20 protein-coding genes are annotated in these 26,857 nt (G+C 41.2%); 3 read left to right on the top strand and 17 right to left on the bottom strand.

Features of this window, described 5'->3' with window-relative positions; translation table 11 throughout:
• Positions 1 to 258: 258 nt before the first annotated feature.
• The 9 genes from MKZ26_RS19075 to MKZ26_RS19035 form a co-directional block, all read right to left on the bottom strand.
• On the bottom strand, positions 259 to 1,533 hold the full coding sequence (locus tag MKZ26_RS19075; protein ID WP_340767196.1) for a TRAP transporter large permease: 1,275 nt from the start codon (positions 1,531 to 1,533) through the stop codon (positions 259 to 261).
• Positions 1,530 to 2,027 (bottom strand): TRAP transporter small permease, encoded by a 498-nt coding sequence (locus tag MKZ26_RS19070; protein ID WP_340767195.1) that lies wholly within the window; start codon positions 2,025 to 2,027, stop codon positions 1,530 to 1,532. The genes MKZ26_RS19075 and MKZ26_RS19070 overlap by 4 nt, the downstream gene beginning before the upstream one ends.
• Before the next feature lie 31 nt (positions 2,028 to 2,058).
• Positions 2,059 to 3,096: a TRAP transporter substrate-binding protein gene (locus MKZ26_RS19065; protein WP_340767194.1), complete on the bottom strand. Its 1,038-nt coding sequence runs from the start codon at positions 3,094 to 3,096 to the stop codon at positions 2,059 to 2,061.
• Positions 3,093 to 4,001 carry a hydroxymethylglutaryl-CoA lyase gene (locus MKZ26_RS19060; RefSeq protein ID WP_340767193.1) on the bottom strand — a complete coding sequence of 303 codons (909 nt, stop codon included), beginning with the start codon at positions 3,999 to 4,001 and terminating at the stop codon, positions 3,093 to 3,095. Before MKZ26_RS19060 ends, MKZ26_RS19065 begins: the two co-directional genes overlap by 4 nt.
• Positions 4,002 to 5,201, bottom strand: coding sequence for a CaiB/BaiF CoA transferase family protein (locus MKZ26_RS19055; RefSeq protein WP_187045635.1), 1,200 nt, complete (start codon positions 5,199 to 5,201; stop codon positions 4,002 to 4,004).
• Between the two features lie 16 nt (positions 5,202 to 5,217).
• A complete protein-coding gene (locus tag MKZ26_RS19050) occupies positions 5,218 to 5,877 on the bottom strand; it encodes a GntR family transcriptional regulator (protein WP_340767192.1) in 660 nt (219 codons plus the stop codon).
• Between the two features lie 185 nt (positions 5,878 to 6,062).
• Positions 6,063 to 7,169 carry an amidohydrolase gene (locus MKZ26_RS19045; protein ID WP_340767191.1) on the bottom strand — a complete coding sequence of 369 codons (1,107 nt, stop codon included), beginning with the start codon at positions 7,167 to 7,169 and terminating at the stop codon, positions 6,063 to 6,065.
• 511 nt (positions 7,170 to 7,680) lie between these two features.
• Positions 7,681 to 8,964: a murein biosynthesis integral membrane protein MurJ gene (murJ, locus tag MKZ26_RS19040; protein WP_340767190.1), complete on the bottom strand. Its 1,284-nt coding sequence runs from the start codon at positions 8,962 to 8,964 to the stop codon at positions 7,681 to 7,683.
• Positions 8,957 to 10,069, bottom strand: coding sequence for a glycosyltransferase (locus tag MKZ26_RS19035; RefSeq protein WP_340767189.1), 1,113 nt, complete (start codon positions 10,067 to 10,069; stop codon positions 8,957 to 8,959). The genes murJ and MKZ26_RS19035 overlap by 8 nt, the downstream gene beginning before the upstream one ends.
• A gap of 319 nt (positions 10,070 to 10,388) precedes the next feature.
• Here MKZ26_RS19035 and MKZ26_RS19030 point away from each other — a divergent pair, with 319 nt between their 5' ends.
• From MKZ26_RS19030 to MKZ26_RS19020, 3 genes are all read left to right on the top strand, one after another.
• On the top strand, positions 10,389 to 11,297 hold the full coding sequence (locus tag MKZ26_RS19030; RefSeq protein WP_340767188.1) for a C40 family peptidase: 909 nt from the start codon (positions 10,389 to 10,391) through the stop codon (positions 11,295 to 11,297).
• A 144-nt stretch (positions 11,298 to 11,441) separates the two neighbouring features.
• The gene (locus MKZ26_RS19025) at positions 11,442 to 13,127 is read left to right on the top strand and encodes an N-acetylmuramoyl-L-alanine amidase (RefSeq protein WP_340767187.1); all 1,686 of its coding nucleotides are present in this window, start codon (positions 11,442 to 11,444) and stop codon (positions 13,125 to 13,127) included.
• Between the two features lie 178 nt (positions 13,128 to 13,305).
• Positions 13,306 to 15,480, top strand: a complete 2,175-nt coding sequence (locus tag MKZ26_RS19020) for a 5'-nucleotidase C-terminal domain-containing protein (RefSeq protein WP_340767186.1) — start codon at positions 13,306 to 13,308, stop codon at positions 15,478 to 15,480.
• A 145-nt stretch (positions 15,481 to 15,625) separates the two neighbouring features.
• On the opposite strand, the gene MKZ26_RS19015 is transcribed toward MKZ26_RS19020, so the two are convergent.
• From MKZ26_RS19015 to MKZ26_RS18980, 8 genes are all read right to left on the bottom strand, one after another.
• Positions 15,626 to 16,720 (bottom strand): CapA family protein, encoded by a 1,095-nt coding sequence (locus MKZ26_RS19015; RefSeq protein ID WP_340767185.1) that lies wholly within the window; start codon positions 16,718 to 16,720, stop codon positions 15,626 to 15,628.
• Positions 16,721 to 17,407: 687 nt separating this feature from the next.
• Positions 17,408 to 17,569, bottom strand: coding sequence for a hypothetical protein (locus MKZ26_RS19010; RefSeq protein WP_340740602.1), 162 nt, complete (start codon positions 17,567 to 17,569; stop codon positions 17,408 to 17,410).
• A gap of 158 nt (positions 17,570 to 17,727) precedes the next feature.
• Positions 17,728 to 19,416, bottom strand: a complete 1,689-nt coding sequence (locus MKZ26_RS19005; RefSeq protein ID WP_340767184.1) for a methyl-accepting chemotaxis protein — start codon at positions 19,414 to 19,416, stop codon at positions 17,728 to 17,730.
• A 482-nt stretch (positions 19,417 to 19,898) separates the two neighbouring features.
• On the bottom strand, positions 19,899 to 22,268 hold the full coding sequence (locus MKZ26_RS19000) for a bifunctional 2',3'-cyclic-nucleotide 2'-phosphodiesterase/3'-nucleotidase (RefSeq protein ID WP_340767183.1): 2,370 nt from the start codon (positions 22,266 to 22,268) through the stop codon (positions 19,899 to 19,901).
• Positions 22,269 to 22,466: 198 nt separating this feature from the next.
• A complete protein-coding gene (locus MKZ26_RS18995; RefSeq protein ID WP_445683439.1) occupies positions 22,467 to 23,843 on the bottom strand; it encodes an ABC transporter substrate-binding protein in 1,377 nt (458 codons plus the stop codon).
• A 34-nt stretch (positions 23,844 to 23,877) separates the two neighbouring features.
• Entirely contained in the window at positions 23,878 to 24,696 is an 819-nt protein-coding gene (locus MKZ26_RS18990) for a carbohydrate ABC transporter permease (protein WP_340767182.1), read from the bottom strand.
• Positions 24,693 to 25,595, bottom strand: a complete 903-nt coding sequence (locus MKZ26_RS18985) for a carbohydrate ABC transporter permease (protein WP_067212202.1) — start codon at positions 25,593 to 25,595, stop codon at positions 24,693 to 24,695. Before MKZ26_RS18985 ends, MKZ26_RS18990 begins: the two co-directional genes overlap by 4 nt.
• The gene (locus MKZ26_RS18980) at positions 25,592 to 26,725 is read right to left on the bottom strand and encodes an ABC transporter ATP-binding protein (protein WP_187045645.1); all 1,134 of its coding nucleotides are present in this window, start codon (positions 26,723 to 26,725) and stop codon (positions 25,592 to 25,594) included. The genes MKZ26_RS18985 and MKZ26_RS18980 overlap by 4 nt, the downstream gene beginning before the upstream one ends.
• Positions 26,726 to 26,857: the final 132 nt, after the last annotated feature.

Here is a 26,857-nt window from a genome sequence, read left to right as displayed (position 1 = left end):
GACGTAAAAAATCATTCTCGATTTAGATTACCTATCCGTTATTGATGAGACAGGTGAAGCAGCAATCTACGCACTTCTTGACGATACTGATAAATCGGGGATCCAAATTATTATCAAACGCTTGCTAAAAGAAAAAAATTCACGTCTCAAAAAGGCGAATTGTATGACAGATTTGGGGAGGTTAACTTTTTCATGTAACTCATCCACCAAAAAGGAAGACTCCCCCCATTCCAAGGATAGTCTTCCTTTTCAAAAAATCTATTCCACATTGTTTACAAGCACTGTCGCAATTTCCGGGAAAAATGACAAGACGACTATGAAGACAAGCATAATGATGGCATATGGTATGACACCTTTAACAATTTCACTAATTGTATTCGATTTATCCAGCCCTTTCAACACGAATAGATTCAGACCTACAGGAGGGGAAATCAATGCCAGCTCCATATTTATTATCATAATAATCGCAAACCAGATTGGATCGAAGCCGAGTGCTATGATAATTGGATAAAGAATTGGCAGCGTAATAACAAGAATTGAAACCGTCTCAAGAAACATCCCTAATATCAAAAGTACGATATTTATCATTATGAAAATTAACCATGGATTAATATCCTGTGACGTTGCAAAGCTTACAATTGATTGTGGTATTTGTAAAATCGTCAGGATAAATCCTAGGAGCATTGCACCAATTATGATAAATAAAATCATCGTGTTTGTTTTAACTGTTGCTAACATGATTTCTTTTAAGTTGCTAATTGTCAAATTTTTATAAACAAATGCAGCAATTGCGAAACTGAAAACGACCCCCACTGCGGCTGCTTCTGTCGGTGTAAAAATACCTGCATAGATTCCACCGATAATGACGACAGGCAATAATAGTCCCCATATCGCTTTCCTCGATGCCTCAAGCCGTTCGCCCCATGTAGCAGGCACATCTTTAATATGTCTCGTTTGATAGGCTGAAAAGATCATAAATGCTATCGTTAAAATAATTCCCGGAATAATTCCCGCAATGAAAAGTTTTCCAACGGATTCACCTGTTACTGATCCATAGATTATCATTGGAATACTTGGTGGAATCAAAATACCTAATGTTCCACCTGCTGCAAGCAGCCCTAATACATGGCGCTTATTATAGCCTCTCCTCACCATTTCAGGAAGCGCAACGGACCCTACAGTTACCGCGGTTGCGACACTTGAGCCGGATATCGCGGAAAAAATCGTACAACAGAAGAGCGTTGCAATTGCGAGTCCTCCAGGAAAATGACGGAACCATCTACTTGCCATTTCGTATAAATCCCGCCCGACACCACTAATCACCAATACTTGGCTCATTAATACGTACATAGGAAGCGCTGTTAGCGTAAAGTCATCCAACGACTTATAGGCGATTATAGGGACTTGCATAAAAGCGAATGTGCCTCCGTTAAAGAAAAACATGCCCGCTACCGCTAATAATCCAAGGGTGAATGCGACGGGAAGACCGAGCACTAGAAGGATACCCATTCCTCCAGTAAAAAAGAAACTCATATGTTCTCCCCCCCTTTATGTATGCCGCCATCAATAATTTGCATGATAAATGCAATACATAGCAGCGTCCCTCCTACCGGGAGAAATAACTCCGGTAGGTACATAGGGACACGCAGTAAGGATGCAGATGTCACTCCCAGTTCGAATGTTTTCGCAACGTGGAAAAAGCTATACAATGTAAAAATCACGCTAAATACTAATCCTAATGCGTTTGAAATATATGCTAGAACCGTTTTCAGGCGGTCATTCACATTGTTAATCAATAAATCTACTGTTATATGAGAATAGGTCCTAACTGCAAAGGCACTTCCCAAAAAACAGCTTCCTATTATTCCATATATTGATAATTCTGTTGCCCATGAGGTCGGCTTATGAAAAAACGATCGTGAAATTACTTCATAAAATGTCATTACCGTCGTAATAAGAATTAAAATCCCGGCAATATACGCTCCCCATCTAATTAAATGATCAAAAAAGTTGTAAACCCTTTTCACAAGCACTTTCCTCCTTTAAATAAGAATACTTTTATTTCTTATCTGTCATTTCAAGCAACTCTTTACCCAGATCCCCCGTGTGTTTCGTGAATGCTTCCCGAACCGGGTCTGCAGCTTCTTTCCATTCGGTCAAATCTTCTTCCGGAACGACGTAGACTTCCATCCCCTTCTCTTCTAGCGCTTTAGCTGATTTAGAATCTTCTTTTTCTGCCTGCTCGCGAATCCAAATTTCAGTTTCCTTTGCAGTTTCTTCAATTAATTCTTGTGTCTTTTCAGGTAAACCATCCCAATAATCTTTATTGGCTGCCAATAAGAATTCGAGGTATGCGTAATTGTTAATTGTCAAATACTTTGTTACTTCATCATATTTACGCTGTAACATTGCGGTAGTACCTGATGTTGCACCGTCAACTGTGTCGCGTTGAAGGGCCATGTAAACTTCGCCACCACCCATAAACACTGGAGATGCTCCATAAGCTTTTATCAGTTCGGATGGCAAATCACCAATACTTCTAATTTTCAGTCCTTCAAAGTCAGACGGTGATTTTAGTGGACGTTTATTATTTGCAAACTGGACATAACCATAGTCAGCAAACATTAACACTTTCGCACCTTTTTCTTCCATCGCACCTCGTAGCTTATCTCCAAATTCACCGTTCACGGCTTCGCCTACTGCTGAATAATCATTAAAGACGTAAGGAACGTCGAATATCCCCATTGCAGGAACGGTTGATGCCCATAAAGTCGAGGAATTCACGACCATTTCAACCCCGCCTGACAACAAGGACTGATTCATATCCTTATCACTTAATAATTGGCCGGCCGGATATACTTGCATTTCCACTTTGCCTCCCGATTTTTCGGTAACATCTTTTGCAAACTTTTCAATTCCAATAGAAATATGATGATCTTGAGGCAGATTATAAGCTAGACGGATTTTCGTTGCTTCATATCCCTCGTCTCCCGTAGCTGCTTCCGTTTCCAATGTTTTACCACCTGATTCACTACATCCTGCTAACAACAATACTGCTATAATCGAGTAAATCATCATTGTCATCCACTTCTTCATTTTTTCATCCTCTTTTCTGTTTTTCGTTCAACGTGCCGAATGCGTCCCAGCGGATTTTTTGAAGATAAACTTGCCGCAAAGTCTGCTGCATCAAGTAGCTTTTCAAAATTCACTCCTGTACTAATATTCATCCGTTCAAATAGATAGACTAAGTCTTCTGTTGCTAGATTCCCTGCTGCCCCTGGTGCGAACGGACAGCCACCTATACCACTTGCTGCCGTTTCAAATATTTTCACCCCTGCTTGATAAGCAGAGTATGCATTAGCCGAACCGAGCCCTCTTGTATCGTGCAAGTGGATAGCAACCGGTGTATCGCCTGCTATCTGTAATACTTTCCCCATTAAACGTTCTACTTGATCCGGAGTGGCTATACCGATTGTATCCGCAATACCAATGCGATCCGCTCCTGCCTCTTTAGCCTTCTGGACAAGGGCAAGTACCTGCTCTTCCGAGACATCTCCTTCATACGGACAGCCGAAACTGACCGCAATAGAAAAACAGGTTTTTACTCCATCACTTTTTGCTTGTTTAACAACAGTCTTAAACTGATCCAAATTGTCCTCTATCGACATACCTATATTTTTGTTATTGAATGTCTCTGTTGCAGAACTCACCCAGTTAATCTCCGAAAGCTGATGGATTCGTGCACGCTCATACCCTTTTAAATTCGGTATAAGTGCAATCGGTTCTAATCCTTTAAATAAAGATACTGCCTTTATGACAGCAGACGCATCGGCCATTTGTGGAACTTTTTCTGGGTGAACAAATGATGTTACTTCGACTTTTGAAACTCCAGATTCAACCAGCATTTGTACAAGAGTCGCTTTTTCCTCCGTCGATACAGACTTCGGATCATTTTGTAAACCGTCTCGCGGACTGACGTCAATTATTGTTACATCCGGCATTTAAACGACTCCCTGCTCTTTTAGTCTTTTAAAGTCTTCAATAGAGAATTTCATGAATTCCGTATATATCTCTTCGTTATGTTCCCCAAGAGTGGGTCCGTTCCACTCAATTCCACCTGGTGTACCAGACAATTTCGGTACGATGCCAGGTACTAAAACTTTTCCTCCATTCGGCAACTCAACTTCACACAACATGTCACGAGCTTTATAATGTTCATCCTCAACAATTTCTTGGATTCCATAAATAGGTCCTACAGGCACTGACACTTCATCCAGTATTCTTTGCACTTCTTTTAGCGAGTGCTGTTTCGTCCATTCTTCGATTGTCTCATCAATGAACGTTACATCGTCCGCACGTCCTTGATTGGATCCGTAGTTAGAATCGTTGGCAAGGTCTTCCCTTCCAATGGCAGTCATGAGACGCTGAAATATCTTATCTCCGTTTCCGCCAATCACTACGTGTTTTCCATCAGCACATAAATACGTATTGGACGGCGCGATGCCTGGCAACGTAGTGCCTGTTCTCTCTCGAACATGTCCGGTAAGATCGTATTCCGGAAGAATTCCCTCAAGTAAACTAAAAACAGATTCATATAATGCTACGTCTACAACTTGCCCTTTCTTTTCAGAATCTTCATCCCTCGCCCGCAGTGACATTAGCGTACCTATAACTGCATACAAACCAGCCACCATATCACCAAGTGCAATGCCAACACGTACCGGTGGAAGTTCCGGATACCCCGTCAAATACCGGAGACCTCCAATCGCTTCTGCGACACTACCGAACCCTGGCTTTTCTTTATATGGTCCCGTTTGTCCGTATCCTGAAATACGTGTAAGGATAATGGAAGGATTGATTTTCTGCATCTCCTCGAATCCAAGTCCCCATTTTTCCAACGTACCCGGTTTAAAGTTTTCGAGAACTACATCCACTTTTCCGATAAGGGTTTTCACGATGTCCTGTCCCTGTTTTTCTCGCATGTTTACAGTGATTGACTTTTTATTTCTACCTTGGACGTACCACCAGACTGACGTATCCTTATCCATAACACGCCAATTCCGAAGTGGATCACCATTCGTTGGTTCTTCCACCTTAATTACTTCCGCTCCAAACTCTGCAAGTATTTTCCCAGCAAATGGTGCTGCAACTATATTTCCTAATTCCAGAATTCTAATTCCATCTAATGGTTTTCTAGTCATTTTTTTGAACCTCCTACTATTGCATTGCTGACTTCATAAATAATGTATAATCGTCTTCAATATGTTGTTTCATCAGTTTTCTAGCACTTATGTTATCTTGGTCAACAATTGCTTGATAAATTTGTCGATGCTCCGCACTTGCATCTACCACGCGCTTCGGATCGAATTCAAGTATAGCTTTCCGATAAAAACTGTTCACACCTCTTAATTGCGAAGTCATTGAGATAAGAAATGGGTTACCACTTGCACGGACGATTGATTCATGAAAACTGACGTTAACATCATGCACATTTTTCAAGGAATTATCGGACGTTACTTTCTCCATTTTCAATATATTCATACGAATTTCTTCTAACTGTTCCGATGAGCGCCTCTCTGCCGCGTAATAGGCGGCGAGTGACTCCATCTCAACCCTACATTCATACAAGTATTTGAAATCTTCAATTGAAGGTTCTACAACTGTCACTCCACCTGATTTGTTGACAGACAACAGACCATCTTTTTCGAGCATCCTAACGGCTTCTCGAATTGGACTTCGACTCACTTGCAGTTCTTCAGCAACTTTTTCTTCTATGAGCCTTTCCCCCGGTTTAATGCGCCCGAGAATAATATCTTCTTTTAAATACTCATAAACTTGCGATTTTAAAGTTGATTTCTTAATCTCAATTTTTGTCATAAGCTAATTCCTCTTTCCGTCGACTGTATACAATTATCTCTATAGTCAGAATAGGGTTATTATTTTAATTAGTCAACACTATTTTAATATAGTTAACTACCAGTATCTTTATGAACTATAAACATATTACAAACTAAAAAGACCTTCTTACACTGCCGCAATTGGCACAGTGCAAGAAAGTCTTTTTAGTTATTCAAACATGATGCTTTTTTCAACGTTTCCGCCAATACACGCGCTCCAATATCAAGCGCTTCCTTGTTGAACGTCATGTCTGGATGATGAAGCCCTGGGCTAAGATCGGCTCCAATACCAATCATTGCGGCTTTTAGGTTCGGATTATGGATCGTGTAGAAATGGAAATCATCACTGCCTGATGTAATGACGTCAGGTGCGTATCCCTCTTCCCCAACTGTTGCCAAGATAGCTTCGCGTGCAACAGTTGCAGCTTCTTCAGACACTTCTGCAGCCGGTGTATAGTCACTCCATGCCAATTCAATTTCCACGCCGTGCATCTGTCCAATTGCTTGGATTCCCCGGGAAATACGTTCCTTTAGCTCTCCCAACACCACATTCGATTGTGCTCTAGCATCGATTGCAAACGTTGCAGTTCCCGGAATGATATTAAGACTATCTCCGCCCGCCTGCACTTTTGTCAGTTTTGCTGAGTACGCTTCGTAAGGTGAAAAATGGATTGTTTTCACAAACTGGGCAATCGCAAATAACGGATCGAGTGCATTGTTTCCTTGCTGAGGACGTGCACCATGCGCATCGTCGCCAATGATTTTGCCTTCAAGGAATACCGCCGCCCCGTGATGAATTGCCGGTGTCACTTTTCCATATGGAATTTCTTCCTGTGGACGCAAATGCACACCAAACAAATATGAAACGTCGTCGACCGCTCCTCGCTCAATCATCGAGTTTGCACCATTGCCCTTTTCTTCTGCTGGTTGGAAAATAAATCGGATTCGGCTGCCCAGTTCCTCCTGTTGCAAATAACTAAGCGCACCTAACACCATGGATATATTCGCATCATGCCCACAAGAATGATTCGCCTTATAGACACCCCCGACTTCCTGCCACAATGCATCAATGTCGGCGCGTACCGCGATAATCCTATCGCCTTCACCGATTTCCGCGACAACACCCGTTACATCGTCAAATGTATGATGTTTTACATTCATTTCAGTTAATATTTCTGCTAGTTTTGCAGTCGTCTCTACTTCTTTCCAACTCACTTCTGGATAGGCATGAAAATGTTCAAACCATTTTCCAATTTGCTCTTTGATTACCAATTAAAACACTCCAATCATTCTATGTTTCACCGTTATATTATTAAATACTTCACATCTTTCAGAATAACCTATTTTCTATAAAATATAAAGGGGTGTTGGAGATAGTTATGCTCGGTTAGCATGCCGTTATGATTGGCTCAGCGCTGTATACGCTCGGTTAGCACGCCGTTATGATTGGGGCAGCGATATATATGCTCGGTCGGCGGAATTTATGATCGGGGCAGCAACATATATGCTCGGTTAGCGGAATATACGATCGGGGCAGCAACATATATGCTCGGTTAGCGGAATATACGATCGGGGCAGCGCCATATATGCTCGGTCGGCGAAATATATGATCGGGGCAGCAACATATATGATCGGTCGGCGAAATATATGATCGGGGCAGCAACATATATGATCGGTCGGCACGCCGTTATGATCGTTTCAGCCCATAAATGATTGCTCTCTCTAAAAACCAATTAAAAAAGTTGCCCCAAATATTCCGGGGCAACTCCATCACACTATTAAATTACAATTTCCATTTCACTCTCGCATAAATAGCGAGCATTACGAAGTTCGCCGCGGCACTAATGACTGTACCGTATGCAATTGCTGAAGCACCGTGCGAGTCAATCATCAAATAAATAACTCCGAGATTAATCGCAAAGACACTTATCAAACTGAATATGACAGGCACCACGGAATTAGCTTTGGCATAATAGAATCGTGTTATATAAGTATTCGCTGCAAGGAAAAACATCGACAGTGTAAATACGCGGAAAATCGGCACGATTAGCAGGATTGACGACTCCGTGGATGCACCATGTCCAAAAACGAGACGGACAAGCGGCTCTGCAAAAAAGTAAGCGATCACAGTTGCCGGTACAAGTAGCGCAACTAGATAGAGCATTCCTTTTTTATAAAGCGCACGGATTGTTTCCATATCGCCTTCCCCTTGCTTTTTACTAAGAAGAGGATAGATAACTGTCGTCACTGCAGTCATCATGATTGCTTGAGGGAAACCCGTCAATTTAGATGCATAATTGACCGCGGAAATTGTTCCTTCCCCAAATCCATCCGCTACAATCCGATGAATAACAAAATAAAATTGCAATGAGGCGCCACCAAACAAGATTGGCAATGCAATTACCCATAAACGTTTCGTATCAATAGACATGGCAAATGAAGGCTTCAAAGAATAGAGTTTTGATTTTCGAAGTCCTACATATAAGAACACACCCATAAATAACGCACCAACCAGTGCACCAATCCCATACGATTCAGGACCAAAATAACTCGTTAGTACAACAGCGATTCCGACAAAAGATGCATTATATAGAAGGACTGCTAGACTGGACAAGTTAAACTTGCCGTTAACATTCAATACACCGCTCATCCATGTCGATAAAACAAGAATAATAGAAGACGGCATCATCCATAGGTAAAGAGTACGCGTCATCGCAAATTCTTCAGCAGTCATATTTTTGAAAAACAAACGCAAGAGTGGATCTGTAAAGACCATCAATACAGTCGTAATCGCAACTGCAGCTACAAGAACTGTCGTAAATGATTTTCGAACAAACAACGCTTTATCCGTCCTTGTCGAGTGATAGACAGATATGAAGGCTGTCGTTAACGCCCCACCAACCACAAGGTAAATGAAATTCGGTATTGTATAAGCAGTTATTATTGCATCTGCAGTTTTTGATGTACCGTATTGATTACTAATCGCCATTTCTCTAACGAATCCGAACAGCCTAGCAACAATATTAATAATCGCAACAGCGCCGATAATTTTCATCATTTTATTCATTATGATCAACCTGACCTTTCTCGGCTGAACGATAAATCGACAATAAGTCCTCTAAAATCGTCTCATATGAATGTTGTGCGATTTTTGCCTGCACTACTGTTTCATCAATGACATTAGAATTCTCATCGAGCGCACTCCATAAACCTTTCGCCAATGAATCCGGATTTTTCGGTTCAACCAAAATACCTGCCCGGTCTTTCAACAAATAAGAAAGCCCTCCAACGTCCGTTGCGACAACTTTCGTTCCAGCCGACATTGCTTCGAGCGCAACCAATCCGAACCCTTCATGATAGGAAGGAAGTACAAGCGCATCAGCCGCCGACATCCATAGTGCCAAATCCGCTTGACCAAGAGGTTCTTTGAAATGAATATCTTCAACATCCTTTTCACGAATGAACGACCGTAACTCCTCGACAAATTGACCGTCTTTCTGCGAACCAATTACGTACAACGAACTATCAGGAAACGACATTTTCAGTGAATCAAACGCTTCGACAAGTTCAAGAAGGCCTTTTGCTTGAATCACATTTCCGACAAAGATCAATATCTTCTCTTCTATAGGAAGAGTAAGTTTTTCCCTCGCCTCTACTTTAGCTACATAGTTAAAAATGGATGTATCGACCCCCATACTCATGACATGAACATTCGCTTCCGGAACATCGAAGTTATTTATCACATCTTCCCGAAGTTTGTCGCCAACAACGATGACCGATTCCGCTTGTCGTAAAATGTTTTTTGTCATATCAGCAATGCGCTGACTCCTCGCAGCCATTTTATCGATATCTCCACCATGAACAGTCACAACGTAAGGAATACCAAACATCTTTTTCCCAATCAATGAAATAATTCCTGTTGGAAATGCATAATGCGCATGTGTTAAGGATAATTTCTTACGATTTTTCATCATGTATAAAACAGAACGGAAAAACCATGTCATGTATTTTTTCAATGCCTGTATTTTCCCTTTTCCAGGATTCTGAATAGCAACCACATCGACATCAAGACCAGCAGACTGAAGAAGGCCAACCTGATTTTTCACAAAAAGACCGTATGTTGGATGTTGCATTGACGGATACATATTGCTGAAAACGACTATTTTTCTCATTTCATTTCTCAACCCCATCTTTCAATAACCTAACGAGCTAGACCTTTATTTAGATTCAATAATTATAGCATAACATCTTACATTCGACCTCTTGACAGCCAATACTGCAATCCAACACTATTTACTAACCACAACAAAAACACCATTTGATAGAATAGAATCCCGTCAAATGGTGTTTTAAGACTACTTAAGAGTATAATACTAGCCTTGTAATGCTATTGTAATGTAACTGTAACCGAATTACAGGTTTAGCTATGCTAAGATGTTGAAAGATAAAGCACACGCTATTATATGTGCGAAAGGGGAAATTGAGAAAAGAATGAAACGTTTTTTATTATTAATTTTTGCAAGCATACTATTTTCAACGTCCATCCCGTCCATGGCTTCGGCAGATTCTGCAACTAATCTCGTAAACACAGCTCGATCATATATAGGTACACCTTATTCATATGGAGGGACAACCACTTCCGGTTTCGACTGCTCAGGATATACGCAATATGTATTTAAACAACAAGGAATTTCCATTCCTAGAACAGCTAGCCAACAGTATGCTATGGGAACATCTGTTGCAAAAAACGAGTTGAAAACAGGCGACATTGTATTCTTCAATACAAGCGGCAGTGGAGTTTCACATAATGGAATTTACATTGGGTCCGGTCAATTCATCCATTCGTCTACAAGCAAGGGTGTTATGATTTCTTCCATAAACGACCCTGCCTACTGGGGTAGCCGTTATATCGGTGCTAAACGAGTGAATGATTTCACACCAGGTTCTCTCGTCGCATCGGCTGATGTACCAACAGCAGTTAAAAAAGCAGTTACATACGCATCTCGTGCTGAGATTGCACAAACACTTGTCGATGAACTCGGCTTGAAAAAAACGAGCACTAAATCATCTTTTTCTGACGTAGCTACAAATCACCCACAACTTGATGCTATCATTGCAGTATCAGATGCAGGTATCTTCTCAGGAAATGACGGCAAATTTGATCCTAGTGGTGAAATGACACGTGCACAACTTGCTAAAGTACTTGTAGAAGCATTTAATCTTAAAGGATCTACAGTTACTTCCTTCAAAGATGTTCCAAAAGATCATTGGGCAAGTGAATATATTAACATTCTTTATCACAATGAAATTACGACCGGTTATGGTGATGGTAATTACGGTCTAAGTGATAAAGTTACTGCAAGTCAGTTCAAGAAGTTCACTGATCGTCTCACTAATTAATTTCTCATTCACCGGATGTTCCACTTAAAGGAACATTCGGTTTTTTTATATAAAAATTCAATTATAGTTATTTATTAGTATAGCAATAATTGGACATCACTGTTAAAATGAATCTACAACTCTAGTAATACAAGGGAGGACACAATGAAAACAATTAAGTGGGCAGCAGTGGTAATGATGATTTTCACACTCGTTTCCATGGTCCCGGGACAATCTTTCGCTAAAACTCAATTCACGGACGTAACAACTGATAAGGAATACTATGAACAGGTCAATTACATAGCTGATCTTGATATTATTAAAGGATACTTAGAAAATGGGGTTTCAAAATTTAAACCGGGTAATAACTTAACACGTGCCCAGGCCGCTAAAATGCTAGTCATTGCTGCAAAAAAGCAGAACATCCCTGCCCCGTCTTTACAGTTCAAAGACGTTAAGCCTGGTACCGAGCAATATGAGTATATAAGCCGCGCCGTTTCACTTGGCTATTTTAAAGCGGGATCTAACGGAAGCTTCAAACCAAACGAAAACTTAAAGCGTGGCGAGATGGGTAATGCACTCGCGGTTGCTTTCAATCTTTCAGAAAAGATTTCAACTGAAAAACCAATGATGCTTACAGATATGAAGAGTCATCAATACGCTGAACGTATCAATGGACTTTATTATGCTGGAGTAACAAAAGGTGATGCTGGAAAGTTCCTGCCTAACGATTTCTTAACTCGTTCACAGTTCTCTCTATTCCTAGCTCGCGCAATGAATGATAAGTATGCTTTACCCGTTAAACTACCAGATCAAACTTCAAGTACGTATTTTGCAAGAGTGGCAACAAGTGGAGAAACGCTGAACGTACGCTCACTTCCATCAGTGAATGGGAATATCGTTGCACAGCTAAATAATAAAGATATCGTTGAAGTTGTCGGTAAAACAGGAGACTGGTTACTAATCCTTCTGGATGACGGTGAAGGCTATATCAACGGTAAATATACTGTAGAAGCTGGAACGGAAACACCCGATGACAATGTTGTTACACCTGAAAAACCGACAATTCCTGAAGAGCCCAGCGTGACTGGCGACCTAATCGGAAAAGTAACGGTGAAAAGCCTAAACATGCGACAAGCTGCTGGCACTAGCTCCCCTGTTATCGCTGCGTTAACACTAGGGCAAAAAGTTGAAGTGCTATCACTCGATGGTAACTGGGCAAAAATTCGTGTGAATTCTAAAACAGGGTTCGTTAGTAAAACATATTTAAAACTACTCAACCAAAAAGGCAATCCACTTGCTAATCGCATCATCATCTTAGACCCGGGTCACGGTGCTCATGATCCTGGTGCATCAAAAAATAGTGTGTCAGAAAAAACCATCACGTTAAAAGTTGGTAAACTTGTAGAAGCAAAATTGAAAAAAGCAGGCGCAAAAGTAATTATGACACGTTCAAATGACACGTTCCTTTCACTTGAACAACGCACTGAATTTGCCAAGAAAAATTTTGCCGAAACATTTGTATCGATTCACGTAAATTCAGCCGCTGCGACATCAGCAAAAGGAACTGAGACGTACTTCGACTCATCTTCGAATGCTAACTCAGTAGAAAGTAAATCTTTAGCAACTTACATTCAAAATAATATTGTTAAAAGAGCAAATATGGTTAACCGCGGTGTGAAAGACAATCGTTTTTATGTCATTAAGAACAACAATATCGCAGCTGTCCTCGTCGAACTTGCTTTCATCTCAAATGCAGATGACTTTAAAAAGCTGACGAGTGATGCCTATCTGGAAATATATGCTGAATCAATCTATCAAGGTCTAGTACAATACTATTCAGCTCAATAATAATATATACCGAAGAGAGTGAAACTACTCTCTTCGGTATTTTTTTGTGAATTTACACAAAATTGTTTTGTCCATTACTGAGCCTAATGGTACAATTGGATTACAGACTATTTCGTCATTACTTCATATATTTATATGATGATAAAATAGTATAAAAAAAGGAAAAGAGGGTTGTACTTTGTCTATTAAATACTCTAAAAGTGCTACAGCAGCTATGCTTCTATTAAGCTCAATTGCTATTACGCCTGTCATGGCTGCAGAAACACCCGTTGCTGCAACTGGGGACTTCTCGATGACGGTGCTCCACACGAATGACACGCATGCAAACCTTGCTACGACTGCGGAACGTGCAGCACTCGTCAAAAAAATTCGTGAAGAAAAGCCTTACAATGTCCTACTTGATGCAGGCGATGTTTTTTCTGGAACACTTTACTTCAACGAGTTTGAAGGACAAGCTGACCTCGCTGTTATGAATTATCTTGGGTACGATGCCATGACATTCGGCAACCACGAGTTTGACCTTGGCTCCTCTGCAGAAGGGCACAAAGCGCTAGTAGATTTCATCAAAGGTGCGAAATTCCCATTCATTAGTGCGAATACTGATTTCTCGGCAGACCCGCTTTTCGATGGTCTTCAATCTAAAACAGTCGAAGCAAAAGCCGAAGACGGTAAAATCTATAACGGAATTATCAAAGAAGTGAATGGTGAGAAAGTAGGTATTTTCGGACTAACGACTGAAGAAACAAAAGACATTTCGAGCCCTGAGAAAGTGATATTTACGAACTATATTGTGGAAGCGAAAGAAGCGGTCGCTGCATTTGAAAAAGCCGGTGTGAACAAAATCATCGCACTTACTCATATCGGATATAATGACTCTGACAATGTCGACAACGATCTTCTTCTTGCTAAAAATGTGCCAGGTATCGACATTATCGTCGGGGGTCACACGCATGTTAAACTTGACGAACCTTTCGTAGTTAATAAGGATACTGAACCTGTGCTTATCGTTCAAGCGAATGAGTACAATAAATTCTTAGGTCAGCTTGACATCACTTTCGATGATAAAGGTGTCATCAAAGATTATAGCGGTGTCCTTCATGCTGTCGGCGGTGAAAATGCCGCAACGGATGCGGACGCAGCAGAACTTATCAAACCTTTTTCTGATAAAGTAAAAGAAACTATGGAAAAACCAACTGGTGCCACGGCTGGCGTATTCCTTAGCGGTCTCCGTGATCTAGGCGGTGTTCGTGCAGGTGAAACCAATCTAGGAAATATCATCACGGACGGTATGCTCGCTAAGGCGAAAGAAATCGATCCTTCGACTGTTATCGCATTCCAAAATGGCGGCGGTATCCGGACTTCAATTCCACAAGGTCCGATTACATACGGTCAGGCAATTTCTGTACTGCCATTTGGTAATACACTTGCATTGATGGAACTAAGCGGTGCAGAATTAAAATCTGTTTTTGAAAGATCTGTCGAGAAGTACCCAGAGGAAGATGGTGGCTTCCTTCACGTTTCTGGAATGAAACTGATTTTCAATCCAGCAGCTGAAATCGGCAATCGTGTCATCTCAATGGCAATCGATGGCAAGGAAATTGAAGCTGACAAAACATATAAAATCACAACTAACGTCTTCACTGCTCAAGGCGGCGACAACTATGAAGTTCTAAAAAAAGCATATGCAGATGGACGTGCCAGTGAACCAGGTTTCTCCGACTGGGAGAATTTCGCAGATCATATGAAATCCATCGGCACAATCAACTCTGGAATTGAAGGCCGTATCCTAGCAAAAGTCCCTTATAGTGACGTTGCCTATGATAGCTGGGCTTATCCTTATGTATCGGATCTATATTACCGCGGAATTTTGAAAGGTACAGATGCGACATATGGTCCAGAAAAAGAAATGACACGTGCACAAGCTGCTTCTTGGATTGTCCGCGCACTTGACCTGAAAGCTGAAGGTACCGCACCATTTAACGACATCGAAAACTATGCTGCTGATACAAAAGCGGAAATTGTTGCAGCATACGAAAATGGATTGATTAAAGGCGTTAACGGCAAGTTCATGCCTAGTGAAAAAGTGACGCGTGCACAATTCGCGTTGATGCTAGAACGCGCGTATGAAAATTACACAGGTAAAAAATACACAGCAGCTGCAAAAGCACCATATGCAGATTTTGGTAACTATGGCTCGGAAGCAGTGAACGCTATCTCTATGCTTCACGAACTCGGAATCACTACTGGGTCTGACGGTAAATTTATGCCTGGTCAATCGACATCACGGGAACATGCAGCGAAAATTGTCTCGAACTTCATTTACAATGTAAAACAAGCAAAGAAGGCTGAATAAGAAAAGCGACATTCAGCCTCGGAGGGGTTAGCGCCTGAAGTCTAGGTACTGCTCGAGGTTGAAAAAATTATACTGTCTTTTAATTACGGGTTTAAAAGCGTTCTTGTACACTTCTCATAGTGTGCAAGAACGCTTTTTCTGTTCATTAAAATGATGGAAGACCTACTTGTGATTCGACCCACCCTTCGTTATACATTCCATCCAATTCCGCATCTTTTAGTGGAACAACAATGTACTTTCTGTTGCTATCTCTTATAACGGCAGTAGGGAAAAATTCAGCCTCCCCTATTCCTATGTATTGCTTCCCTGCGAACTTCGTATGATCCACAGAAACTCTTGCGATACCACCTACATTCGTCGAGTCAAACTGCTGCGCTGAATAAAAGTTACCAAGTGAATAAAACACTTTCGTTTTCCCTACCTCATCGTATTTTTGCAACACATGTGGATGATGGCCGAAAATTATATCCGCACCAGCATCAGCAATGAGTCCCGCAATCTCCTCTTGCGCTTCCGATATTGTTAATTGATATTCTGTCCCCCAATGCATGGAAACAACCAATACGTCCACCAGGCTTCTAAGTTGGACAATTTCCTCGCGCATCTGTTGCTGCTCAGTGACGGAGACTAAATATTCTTTCGCCTGCGGAATTGGGTTGCCATTCGTGTTGTGCGTATAGCTTAGAATGCCAATCCGAACGCCATCAACTTCCACAATTCGATCTTTCTCCTTGTCTTCACTAGATGTATATGCGCCAACATAGGGCATGCCATACTCTTTAATATTGCTGATTGCTTTCCGCAGACCCGCTTCTTTCAAGTCAATTGTATGATTATTCGCGATCGATACCATATCAACGCCGGTCTTTTTCAAATCTCGGATAATATGTTTTGGACTGTTAAAGCTCGGATAACCAGATAGTCCTAGATCCACACCACCCGGCATTGACTCCTGGTTAGCCAGCAAGAAATCAATACCTGTCAGTCGGTCTTTCACGGCCGCAAATGCAAAATCATAATTATTGTAAGTATAGAGCGGATTATGAAGAAGAATATCGCCAATCATACCAATGGTTACCGTCTTCATATCAATCTTTATATCTAGCGTGACCGGTATACTGCGTTCTGCAAAATCGGCAGGAACGGTAATCTCAGTGGACTTCTCCCCCATATAATCACGTAGGCTAAACCCACTTAGAATAAACATTGTAATCACTAGCACAACTATTTTCCTTTTCACTAAACTATCCCCTGTCTTGCTAATTTTAGAGTTTCACTACTATATATGTTGAACAAATGAATACGGCGTATACGCTTTATAAGGGATTTTGGGTGGCTACTGAAAAAGCCCTAGTAATTGGAATCAATTAGGATTCCCACTAATACCGCTTCGACGCTTTGTGGATGCCTCCCGCGATAAGCCAGAAAGGAGACCCCTTTCAGTCTTATCGCTCCGGCTACCACGAAGACGCGCCGGCGCTGGATGGTCTATGTGTGAAAGAGCTTTTCATTATCTGTGATGAAATCTGCAAGTTGGAGCACGTCTTTCTTGAATATAAGTAGTATCAAAATGTAATCACCTTATAATCTCAGCATATACATCTCAAAATCACTTTTCTCTCGATAATGAACAACCTAGCGCAGGCGCGGCAAAGGGGTCGCCGAAGCCGTAAGACTGGATGCGAAGCGCTAATCCAGGCTTGCGGCGAGAGGCATCCCCAAAGCGCCAAGCGTTCTTCAATCCACACCCCGAATTACACCTCTCTCATTATGGTGCACCACAGCAAATTCAATGGGATTCTTTAATTCAACATATATATCTAATTCATTATAGACCGGAAGTTAACGTTGAATAGCGTTTCGTAGAAACTAAAAGACTATGGTAGAGAAAAATGAGACACTTTGGGGCAGTGTCTCATTAATTATATTACTTATCTTTCTTGCCATTTTCTGCAGTATCCTTAAATTGTTCAACTTGCTTTTCTTCACTCGTTTTTGGCTCGAAGTCTGGAAACGGCTTCTCTTCTGGCATTCCCGTAAATCCATTGTTATTTTCTTTTTTCGAATCTTGCTTCTTTTTTTCAGACATTAAAAGCACTCCTTTTTATCGATAGTATTATTAATACCCTAAATGCTCCTTTTTCAAGCTAAAAAGACTTAGTTTAAGAATACTCAAAACTAATATACAGAAAAGCGAACAACGAGTCCGGAGACTTGGTGTTCGCTTTGACTAGCTCTTTTTACTATTTATACTCTAAAATGCTTCATTTCCATTTGGAGATCTTCGGCAAGTTTTGCCAGTGCTTGCGCGCTAGATGAAATCTCTTCATTGACCGCCAACTGTTCTTCTGTTGCTGCGCTTGTATCCCCCGCAGACGCAGCTGCCTCGCCACTCAGCTGGGCGATTTCACCAGCACCATAGCTCACTTCTTCTGCCATCGCCTGGATTTCTTCAATTGCAGCAGATACTGTCTCGACTTTTGTTGCAACATCGCCGACTGCGTTTTGAATTTCTTCAAAGACCAGACGCGACTGCTCCGTTGCAGCGATACCGATATCTACACGCTCACTGCCAGCGTTAATGGAAGTCACTGCCCGTTTGGACGCGTTTTGAATCATGCTTACCATTGTGCCGATTTCTGTAGCAGAGGTCTTCGATTGTTCTGCCAGTTTTCGGACTTCCTCTGCTACAACTGCAAAGCCTTTGCCGTATTCTCCTGCACGCGCGGCTTCGATTGCCGCATTAAGTGCAAGCAAGTTCGTCTGCTCCGCAATAGAGGTGATGAGAGTCGTAATTTTCTGTATTTCATTTGAATGCTGCGCCATTTCCTCCATGATTACGGAAGATTCCTGGATTGTCGTATGAATTGTTGTCATTTGAACTGATACTTCCCCGACTACACTTGAACCCGTAGTAACAAGTTTTGATACAGTTTCCGTTGATTGCAACATTTCTTCATTATTGCTTGCAATTTCTGCAACCCCTAATGATAGTTCTTCCATCGACGAACTGGATTGTTCAATAATTCTCTGTTGCTTTTCACTGCCCATTAACTGATTCTCAGCAGTTTTAGCAACCATTTCAGAAGATGCTAAACTTTCTTCTGAGCTTGCGGACAATTCTTCTGACTGAACCGCTAACTGTGTCGCAGAAAGATTGATTTTACGTACCATATTTGCTACATCTGTCCCCATTTTGTTGAATGCAGCCGCCATATCCCCAATTTCATCTTTGTTTTTAACTTTTAGTAAATCAATTGTTAAGTTTCCTGATGCAATTTCATTCAACCCATCCGTTACCACACGAACAGGACGCGCGATACCCCGGCTGATGAATGTTGAAATGACAATACCTAGAAGCGTTGCAAAAATAATAATTCCAATTACAAAGATAATTGTAGCCATCATGAAACTTTCCAGCTCAGCACGAGTTTTCTTTTGCTCCTCAAATTGATCCGCTTTGATGATTTCTGCATTTTCCAGAACAAGAGCGCCCACATTTGCCGAAGCTCGTCCAAGTTCCGTCGCTTTACGATCTTTTCCTTCTTGGACATTCAGTACAATCTCATCTTGCAGGTTTAAATATTTCGTACGTGCTACCTCAAGATCTTCCAGTAAGGCTTTATGTTTTCCTGTCTGAAGTAAGACGGTTAATTCTTGATACAATTCGTTGAAACGGTTAACATTTTCTGTCCGCGATTCCAAATGCTTATCGTCTTGGAAAAGCATAAAGCCACGCACATCATCTTGGATTTGATTGTGTTTCAAGATGAATTCATCTACCAACTCTACTTTTTTTACACGATCATCCAATAAAAAAGTATAATCTGAGCCAATCCGAATTGTTGACCATAAACTCAGGCCCCCCACAATGACAAGTAATGTCAATATCGTTGCAAAACCCATCCATAATTTTTTCGCTACAGTAAATTTCATCATTTCCCCCCACGATCTTTTAGCCTATTCAAATTATATAACTATTGACGGATAATAGCATTACTTATATACTAATTCGGAATAATTAGAATAATATACCTACTATCTTTTCAGATTAATTTAACACCACTACTTGTTCCAGTGAATTATACATATATACTAGTTCCTAAACGTAGTTTACTTTGCGAAATACGTTGTCTTCATTCGCAATTTCATTGTTTTTCCAGTATCCGTCTCAGCCAACCATTCGCTAATTAACAAAAGCGCAAGCGCCTTTCTAGACCCGAAAATTTCTAAGGGCCTTATGGTAAAGGAAGACGATTTAAATTCATGACTTCGCGTGGATACAGGGATTGCGGGTTAGGGGTCTAGATGTAAATCTCTTCGTTACAACTTATCACCAGTACGAAATTTGATAATTTCCTAGGCAATAAAAAACGTACAAAGGAATTTCCCCCCTTTGTACGTTTTCATTCAGTACATTATTTCTGTTTCAATGAATACTTCGCGAAACCTTCTTCAGTTGGAGACAGATATTCAATACCGCTTCCTTGTGGGATGATTTCTTTCGCTTTTCCAGACGTTTCAAATGTAACATTGATACTTTCATTCAATGGTGCGAATGCCCAGTTGCTGTCTGCAGACGGGTCAATTGTACCTACATCAATCATGTAGTCCATGATTGCCTGGCGATTTTCATAAGCGTAATCGATTGAATCTGTAGCATTGCGTACACCTGGGAAATCTCCGCTTGCACGATAGTTATTCGTCACTACGAGGAATTTTTGTTTTGAATCAATCGGTTTTCCATCATACTGCAAATTGACAACTCGATTAGCTGAGTCATTAATCGTTTTTCCATCGTAATCATATTTAGCAGGTTGAGTGACGTCAAAATCATATGTGACTCCATCGATCACATCGAAGTTATACGTACGGAACTCTTCGTTAATTAAGTTTTGTTGTTCTTTAGATGACGGGTCGATTTGGTTAAATTGGCCTGCCGACATTTCAAGCCATTCTTTAACATCTGCGCCTGTCATAACAAGCGCGAACACTGTATTGTCGAATACATAAAGGTCTGCCACGTTTTTAATGGCAATTTCACCTGTTGGAATTTCAGTGTAATAGTTTGCTCCATTACGACCGCCTGCTTTAAATGGGGCACCCGATGATAGAACAGGCAGTTTCTCGTATTCAGTGCCCTTAATCTTATCTTCAACGAACCATTTTTGTGCATTTGTCACAATTTGAATTGAAGGATCGTCTTTCACGAGAGCAAAGTAACTATTAATTGGTGCCGTAGTTTTACCTACTGGACTGCGCACATACTCGATTGTTCCCTCATGTGCTTCTTTTACTGCATCGATTACTTTTTGAACAACTTTATCTGATTTTTTATCAATTTCACGCACTGCACCTTTACCTTTGATAACAGCCCATTGATCGCCTGATTTTTTCAGTTCAAGATCAATGACGCCCAAGTGACTACCAAATTTACCTGGCATCACGACAGGTGTTCCGTTCACTGTTCCCTGTTCCATATCAATATTTTTAAGATCCCCAAAATCCCCAGGGAATACTGCATGGTTATGACCTGTCAAAATTGCATCTACACCATCTAGTTGTGAAATTTGATACGTTACATCATCTTCATCAACAGTATGGATTTCATCTCCCATTCCTGAGTGTGACAAGACCACGATAATATCAGCGCCTTGCCCCTTCATCTCGGGGATGAATTTCTCAACTGTATTCGCTGCATCTTCTACAGTCACTTTACCGTCAAGTAGTGCACGGTCCCAACGAACGATTCCCGGTGCAACAACACCGATAACGCCAACTTTCAACGTATGCGTTTCGCCTATACCATCGACAACTTCTTTATCGAAAATAGCATAAGGTGTGTAGCGATTGTTCTTCGTTTTTGCATCATAGACATTGGCATTCAATACCGGGAATGGCGCTTCCTCCAATACCGAATCCAAATAATCCAAACCATAGTTGAACTCATGATTGCCTAATGTACTTGCATCATAATTAAGTGACTCGAGGGCAGCCAGTGCCGGATGAAGTTCACCTTTTTCAAGCTTGTCTACGGTTACTTTATAACCACCAAGTGGCGTTCCTTGGATTAAATCTCCGTTATCAAACAGGAGATTGTTTGGCTTTTCTGCACGCGCTTCTTCAATTAAGACCGCTGTTTTCGCAAGTCCTACTTCATTCGATACTTTGTCCTGATAATAATCATAGTTAACAAAGTTCGTATGCAAATCAGATGTTCCTAAAATGCGCAGTGAAACTGAATTCGTTGGCGGTTCCACATTATATGCACGTAACAATCGATCAATAATTTTAGTAACTTGTACTTTTGTTACGAGCTTCTGAGGTTTTGCCGTGCCGTCTTCAAACCCTTGTAACAACCCGAGTCCGACACTTCTTGAAAGCTCCACAAATTCGTTTGTCTTAAATGAACTTTTGTCTTTGAATTTATCAAGCAAATCAGTAGAAAAAACTTCTTCTGACTTGATGGCCCGCGACGCAATCAGAAATGCGTGCTCACGTGTCAGCTTTTGACTCGGCTTGAAAGTTGTTGAAGTAGCTCCTTTGATGATGCCCATTTTCTGTGCGGCTTCCACGTAAGGCGCCAATTGTGCATCTACATCTGTAAATTCGAGCGTCTCGCCGTCACTTAATTCAAATTCAAGTGCTTTAACGATTGCTGTGATATATTCACCCCGGGTTACATCTTGCGTTTTCGTAGCTGCATTCGCTTGAGGTGTAAATAATAACCCACTGAATGTGAGTGCCAAAATAACAATCCACAACCCCGTCTTTTTTAATAAAGACATTCGTCCATCTCCCTTATTTTGTATTCATTTCCGTGCGACTACACGGAATGACAAAGTTGTTCTAGTAAGCTAGCCAACTCACTTTCTAGCATATCACGGAATCCGAAATATCCCGCACTGATTACACTCACTTTTTCGAATAATACGAAATAAGCCCCTATTTTATTTTGTTCAAATAGGGGCTTATTATCTATAGTTCTATTTCTTCGTTTTATTGGCAATCTCCATTGCTCGGTTTGTTCCTTCAGCTGCTTTATCAAGTACTTCTTGTGGGTCTTTTCCTTGATAAAGATCTTCCAATGCAGTGACAATCTGCTGGCGTGATTCCGGGAAGACTGAAATGAGCGCTCCTTGTGTCGCGAGGCCCGGCACTGTGTCTTGCAACTGATCTACCGTTACTTTGTACTGCGGGAATTCCGCCCACTTCTCTTTTACGTTCTCTTCGTCATACGCTTTCGGATTGATAGCGAAATAGCCAGTATCCAAATGCCATTTTGCCTGCACTTCTGGAGTCGTCATATATTTCATGAACTCCCAGGCTGCTTCTTGTTCTTCTTCAGCGATTCCTTTGGACATCCAAAGTGAAGCACCACCAATAACAACACCGTTTCGCTTCACTTCATCCGCATGCGGAATATAGGCAACACCTACGTCAAATGGCGCATTGGTAATGGCTCCTGCTACTCCTGCTGATGAATCCATGTACATAGCAACTTTTCCGGATGCGAATGCTGCGCGAATATCATCCCAGTTCGTTCCGAAGTTACCGAATGTATCAGCTTTGTTCATAGTATCCAAGAAGCTAAAGACATTAAGTCCTTCTGGCCCGTTAAAGAGCGCTTCCGTTGCGTCACCTGAACGGCCATTGTCTTCATCGACATATAATCCGCCTTGCGTTGCAACAAGCTGTTCGAAGAACCAACCATACGTCAACATGGAGAATCCATACATCTCACCCTTTTTCAGTTTTGCTGCCGCATCAATTACTTCTGAAAACGTTTCGGGTGCTTTTTCAGGGTCAAGTCCAGCTTCCTTGAACGCATCTTTGTTATAGACCATTACCGGCGTCGATGAGTTGAATGGCATCGAATAGAGCTCACCGTCAACTTTATAGTAATTTAAAATATTCTCTTCAAGCTGAGATAAATCATAATTATCTTTGTCGATGAACTTCTGCATTGGCTCAATATATCCGCTGTCGATCATGTATTTTGTACCGACTTCGAATACTTGCGTAATAGCTGGAGCATCTTTTGTCCCACCGACACCACGTAACTTTGTCAGCGATTCTTCATAGGTACCTTGGAATTCGGCTACCACTTCATACTTATCTTGTGAGTCATTAAAACCTTTGACGATTGAATCGAGTGACTCCTGTCCTGTACCGGACATTGCATGCCAAAATTCAATGGACACTTTTTCATCGCTTTCTTCCGTTTCTGTTCCTTCGCTAGTAGCAGGTTTGGACGTTTCGGTCTCATCATCTTTTGTACTACTATCACTGTTCGTACACGCTGCGAGAACGGCCAAACTCAAAATAAGAAGCCAAACGAACGATAATTTCAACATTTTCATCCTACTGAGCACCCCTTTGTCATAATAGTAATCATTATTTTAAAGCACCTTGAGATAAACCTTTCTGCAATTGCTTCTGCCCGATAAATAACAATAATAATGTCGGAATAATTACTACGATAACACCTGCCATAACCACCCCCCATTCAGTTCCCGTTTCTTGGGATTGTAATTGCTTTAAACCGATTTGAACGGTTCGCACAGATGTATTTGTCGTGATAAGTAACGGCCATAAATACATATTCCAAGTCGTTAAAAAGCCATATGCACCAAGCGTGACAAGACTCGTTTTTGAGACAGGCAAAATCACACGTCGGAAAAAGGCGAATTTACTTAAACCAGCAATTTGAGAGGCTTCGTGCAACTCTTTCGGAATTGTTTTGAAATGTTGCCGTAGCAGGAATGTCCCAAATGCCAGTGCAAAAAAGGGTAACGTCAGCCCTTGATACGTATTGAGCCAATCGAGTTTTTGGATTGTGAATTTATTTGGAATCATTGTTGCTTCCCATGGGATCATCATTGTCGATATGAACAGGAAGAAGATGAAATCGCGCCCTTTGAACTGGATGAAAACGAAGGCATAAGCAGCAAGACTACACACCGCCAGTTGCCCAAGCATCACGCTTACGGAAACGATGAAACTGTTCAATAAGTAATTCAACAACGGCAACCTATCAAACACTTTAATATAGTTATCCAAACTAAATGACTGTGGTAGAAACTTCCCCTGCAATAGTTCGGGTCCTGTCATAAATGAAATCAAAAACGCATACATAACTGGAAAGAATACAAGAAATGACGTAATAATTAGCAGGAAATAGATCCAAATCTTTTTAGGAAGGCTTGTTGTCATTGGTAATGAACCCTCCTTTCCCCTAGTTTAAATTGAAGAATAGTCACAATCAGAATTATGATAAACAATGTGACTGCCTGTGCACTCGCCGTTCCAAACTGGTAATTGATAAAGGCTTCACGGTAAATGGAGTAAACAATTAGATTCGTCGATGCCGACGGACCGCCTTGCGTCAAAATATCAATCTGTCCAAACGATTGGAACGCATTAATGAGTGAAATAGTAATGATGAAAAACAAAGTTGGTGACAACATCGGAAGCGTAATCCGACGCAATCGGTAAAAGTATCCTGCCCCATCAATCCTGGAACTTTCATAGAGATGTTCATCAATATTTTGTAACCCTCCGAGTAAAATGAGAAACGAAAAGCCGATGTTCATCCAAATCGTCGAAATGGAGACGGATAGAAGTGCCCACTCCGGATCAAGCAGCCACTGTATTTGTGGCAAATTCAGCATGCTCAACATCCGATTGAACATCCCCATACTTGGATTAAACATGAATAACCAAATCACGGATGACGCTGCAACAGAAATTCCCATTGTTGACGAATATACTGTTCGAAAGAATCCTATCCCTTTCAGTTTTTCATTCGCTAACAAGGCAAAAAATAACGCTAAGATGATGCCAATAGGAACTGTGTATAAGACAAACAACCCGGTTGCTTTCATACTATTGAGAAATGCTGTGGACTCTAGTAAATACGTATAGTTTTCAAAACCTACCCATATCGCGGCGTTTCCATTTTGGTCTGTTAAGAAAAAACTTAAGTAAATTGTTCTAAACATCGGATAAAAGACAAACACTGAAAAAAGGACTATCGATGGCAGTAAATAAAGAAGCGCTGTTCTGCCATTCGTCGTCTTTTTCCAGATTCCCGGCTTTTCAAGCGAAGTCATACAAGCACCTCTTTGCCGAATACGAAGTTTCCAAGGTCCGTCGGCTTTTTGATTAAATCACCAGTTCTAGCTTCAAAGAGACAGAATGCGCCGTAGTCAATAAGGATTGGAATTGAATCTCCAATGTCGATATGCCATTGTCCACTCCATTTGGCCATCCATTCATTGGTACCCAATTTAAATGAAAACACGGTTTCATTGCCCAAAATTTCAACGTTCGTTACGACAACATACAGCTTATCCTTTTCTGGCGTATCTTTTAAGGCTGGTCGTAAATGTTCCGGTCGGATGCCCGCAACAAGTTGATACTCAGGGATACCAATAACTTCCTCAGACGGTACGGGCAAACGCAGTATATCTCCAATGACGATTGCTGAAGCTTTTTTATCGACATCGGAATATGCTAAATTCATTGGTGGTGAACCGATGAACGTGGCGACAAATGGATTGGCCGGATTGTTGTAAATATCAATCGGTTTTCCGACTTGTTGGATCTTCCCTTCATGAAGGATCATAATACGGTCCCCCATCGTCATTGCCTCAACTTGGTCATGCGTCACATAAATCATTGTAATACCTAGCTTCCGCTGGATCCGTCTGATTTCCGTACGCATATGAGCCCGCAACTTCGCATCCAAATTAGATAACGGTTCATCCATCAGACAAATCGGCGATTCACTCACAATAGCCCGGGCAAGCGCAACTCGCTGCCGCTGACCACCTGATAGTTCACGTGGCTTCCTTTTTAAGTAATCGGTGAGCCCCAACATCTTCGCCACTTCAGTTGCCCGTTCTCGCTGTACAGCTTTCTTCACTTTTTTCACGTCGAGTCCAAACGTAATATTTTGTTGAACTGTCAAATGTGGATAAAGCGCATAGTTTTGGAATACCATTGAAAGGTCACGCTTATCGGGTGATAAGTGGTTGGCAACCTGATCACCGATTTTAAGCGTGCCACTCGTAATATTCTCAAGACCCGCAATCATCCGGAGCATCGTACTTTTCCCACAACCGGAAGGACCGACAAGGACAAAAAACTCGCCAGGCTCAATGGTTACGTTTATATTGGAGATAACATCCACTTGTTTATCGTATGACTTTGACAAATTAATAAGCTCCACTTTTTTCATAAATTCAATCCCTTTCATCGGAAAAACCAATTATTTTTCAATAATTTAAAAGGCGATAAGTTCAGCTCTCTGGTATACCTTTCGATAAAAAGGCGCTATTCCCTTCATTATTAACTGAATCTTTACAAACAT

The sequence above is a fragment of the Sporosarcina sp. FSL K6-6792 genome (assembly GCF_038004885.1).
Taxonomy (GTDB): Bacteria; Bacillota; Bacilli; order Bacillales_A; family Planococcaceae; genus Sporosarcina; species Sporosarcina psychrophila.
Note: the sequence above shows the minus strand (reverse complement) of the source record. Positions and strands in the feature narration are given on the sequence as shown.

Coding starts and splice junctions, on each gene's coding strand:
- MKZ26_RS19075 (WP_340767196.1), bottom strand. CDS start 1,533: ATGAGTTTCTTTTTTACTGGAGGAATGGGTATCCTTCTAGTGCTCGGT.
- MKZ26_RS19065 (WP_340767194.1), bottom strand. CDS start 3,096: ATGAAGAAGTGGATGACAATGATGATTTACTCGATTATAGCAGTATTG.
- MKZ26_RS19060 (WP_340767193.1), bottom strand. CDS start 4,001: ATGCCGGATGTAACAATAATTGACGTCAGTCCGCGAGACGGTTTACAA.
- MKZ26_RS19055 (WP_187045635.1), bottom strand. CDS start 5,201: ATGACTAGAAAACCATTAGATGGAATTAGAATTCTGGAATTAGGAAAT.
- MKZ26_RS19050 (WP_340767192.1), bottom strand. CDS start 5,877: ATGACAAAAATTGAGATTAAGAAATCAACTTTAAAATCGCAAGTTTAT.
- murJ (WP_340767190.1), bottom strand. CDS start 8,964: ATGAATAAAATGATGAAAATTATCGGCGCTGTTGCGATTATTAATATT.
- MKZ26_RS19035 (WP_340767189.1), bottom strand. CDS start 10,069: ATGAGAAAAATAGTCGTTTTCAGCAATATGTATCCGTCAATGCAACAT.
- MKZ26_RS19030 (WP_340767188.1), top strand. CDS start 10,389: ATGAAACGTTTTTTATTATTAATTTTTGCAAGCATACTATTTTCAACG.
- MKZ26_RS19025 (WP_340767187.1), top strand. CDS start 11,442: ATGAAAACAATTAAGTGGGCAGCAGTGGTAATGATGATTTTCACACTC.
- MKZ26_RS19010 (WP_340740602.1), bottom strand. CDS start 17,569: ATGTCTGAAAAAAAGAAGCAAGATTCGAAAAAAGAAAATAACAATGGA.
- MKZ26_RS19005 (WP_340767184.1), bottom strand. CDS start 19,416: ATGAAATTTACTGTAGCGAAAAAATTATGGATGGGTTTTGCAACGATA.
- MKZ26_RS19000 (WP_340767183.1), bottom strand. CDS start 22,268: ATGTCTTTATTAAAAAAGACGGGGTTGTGGATTGTTATTTTGGCACTC.
- MKZ26_RS18995 (WP_445683439.1), bottom strand. CDS start 23,843: ATGAAAATGTTGAAATTATCGTTCGTTTGGCTTCTTATTTTGAGTTTG.
- MKZ26_RS18990 (WP_340767182.1), bottom strand. CDS start 24,696: ATGACAACAAGCCTTCCTAAAAAGATTTGGATCTATTTCCTGCTAATT.
- MKZ26_RS18985 (WP_067212202.1), bottom strand. CDS start 25,595: ATGACTTCGCTTGAAAAGCCGGGAATCTGGAAAAAGACGACGAATGGC.
- MKZ26_RS18980 (WP_187045645.1), bottom strand. CDS start 26,725: ATGAAAAAAGTGGAGCTTATTAATTTGTCAAAGTCATACGATAAACAA.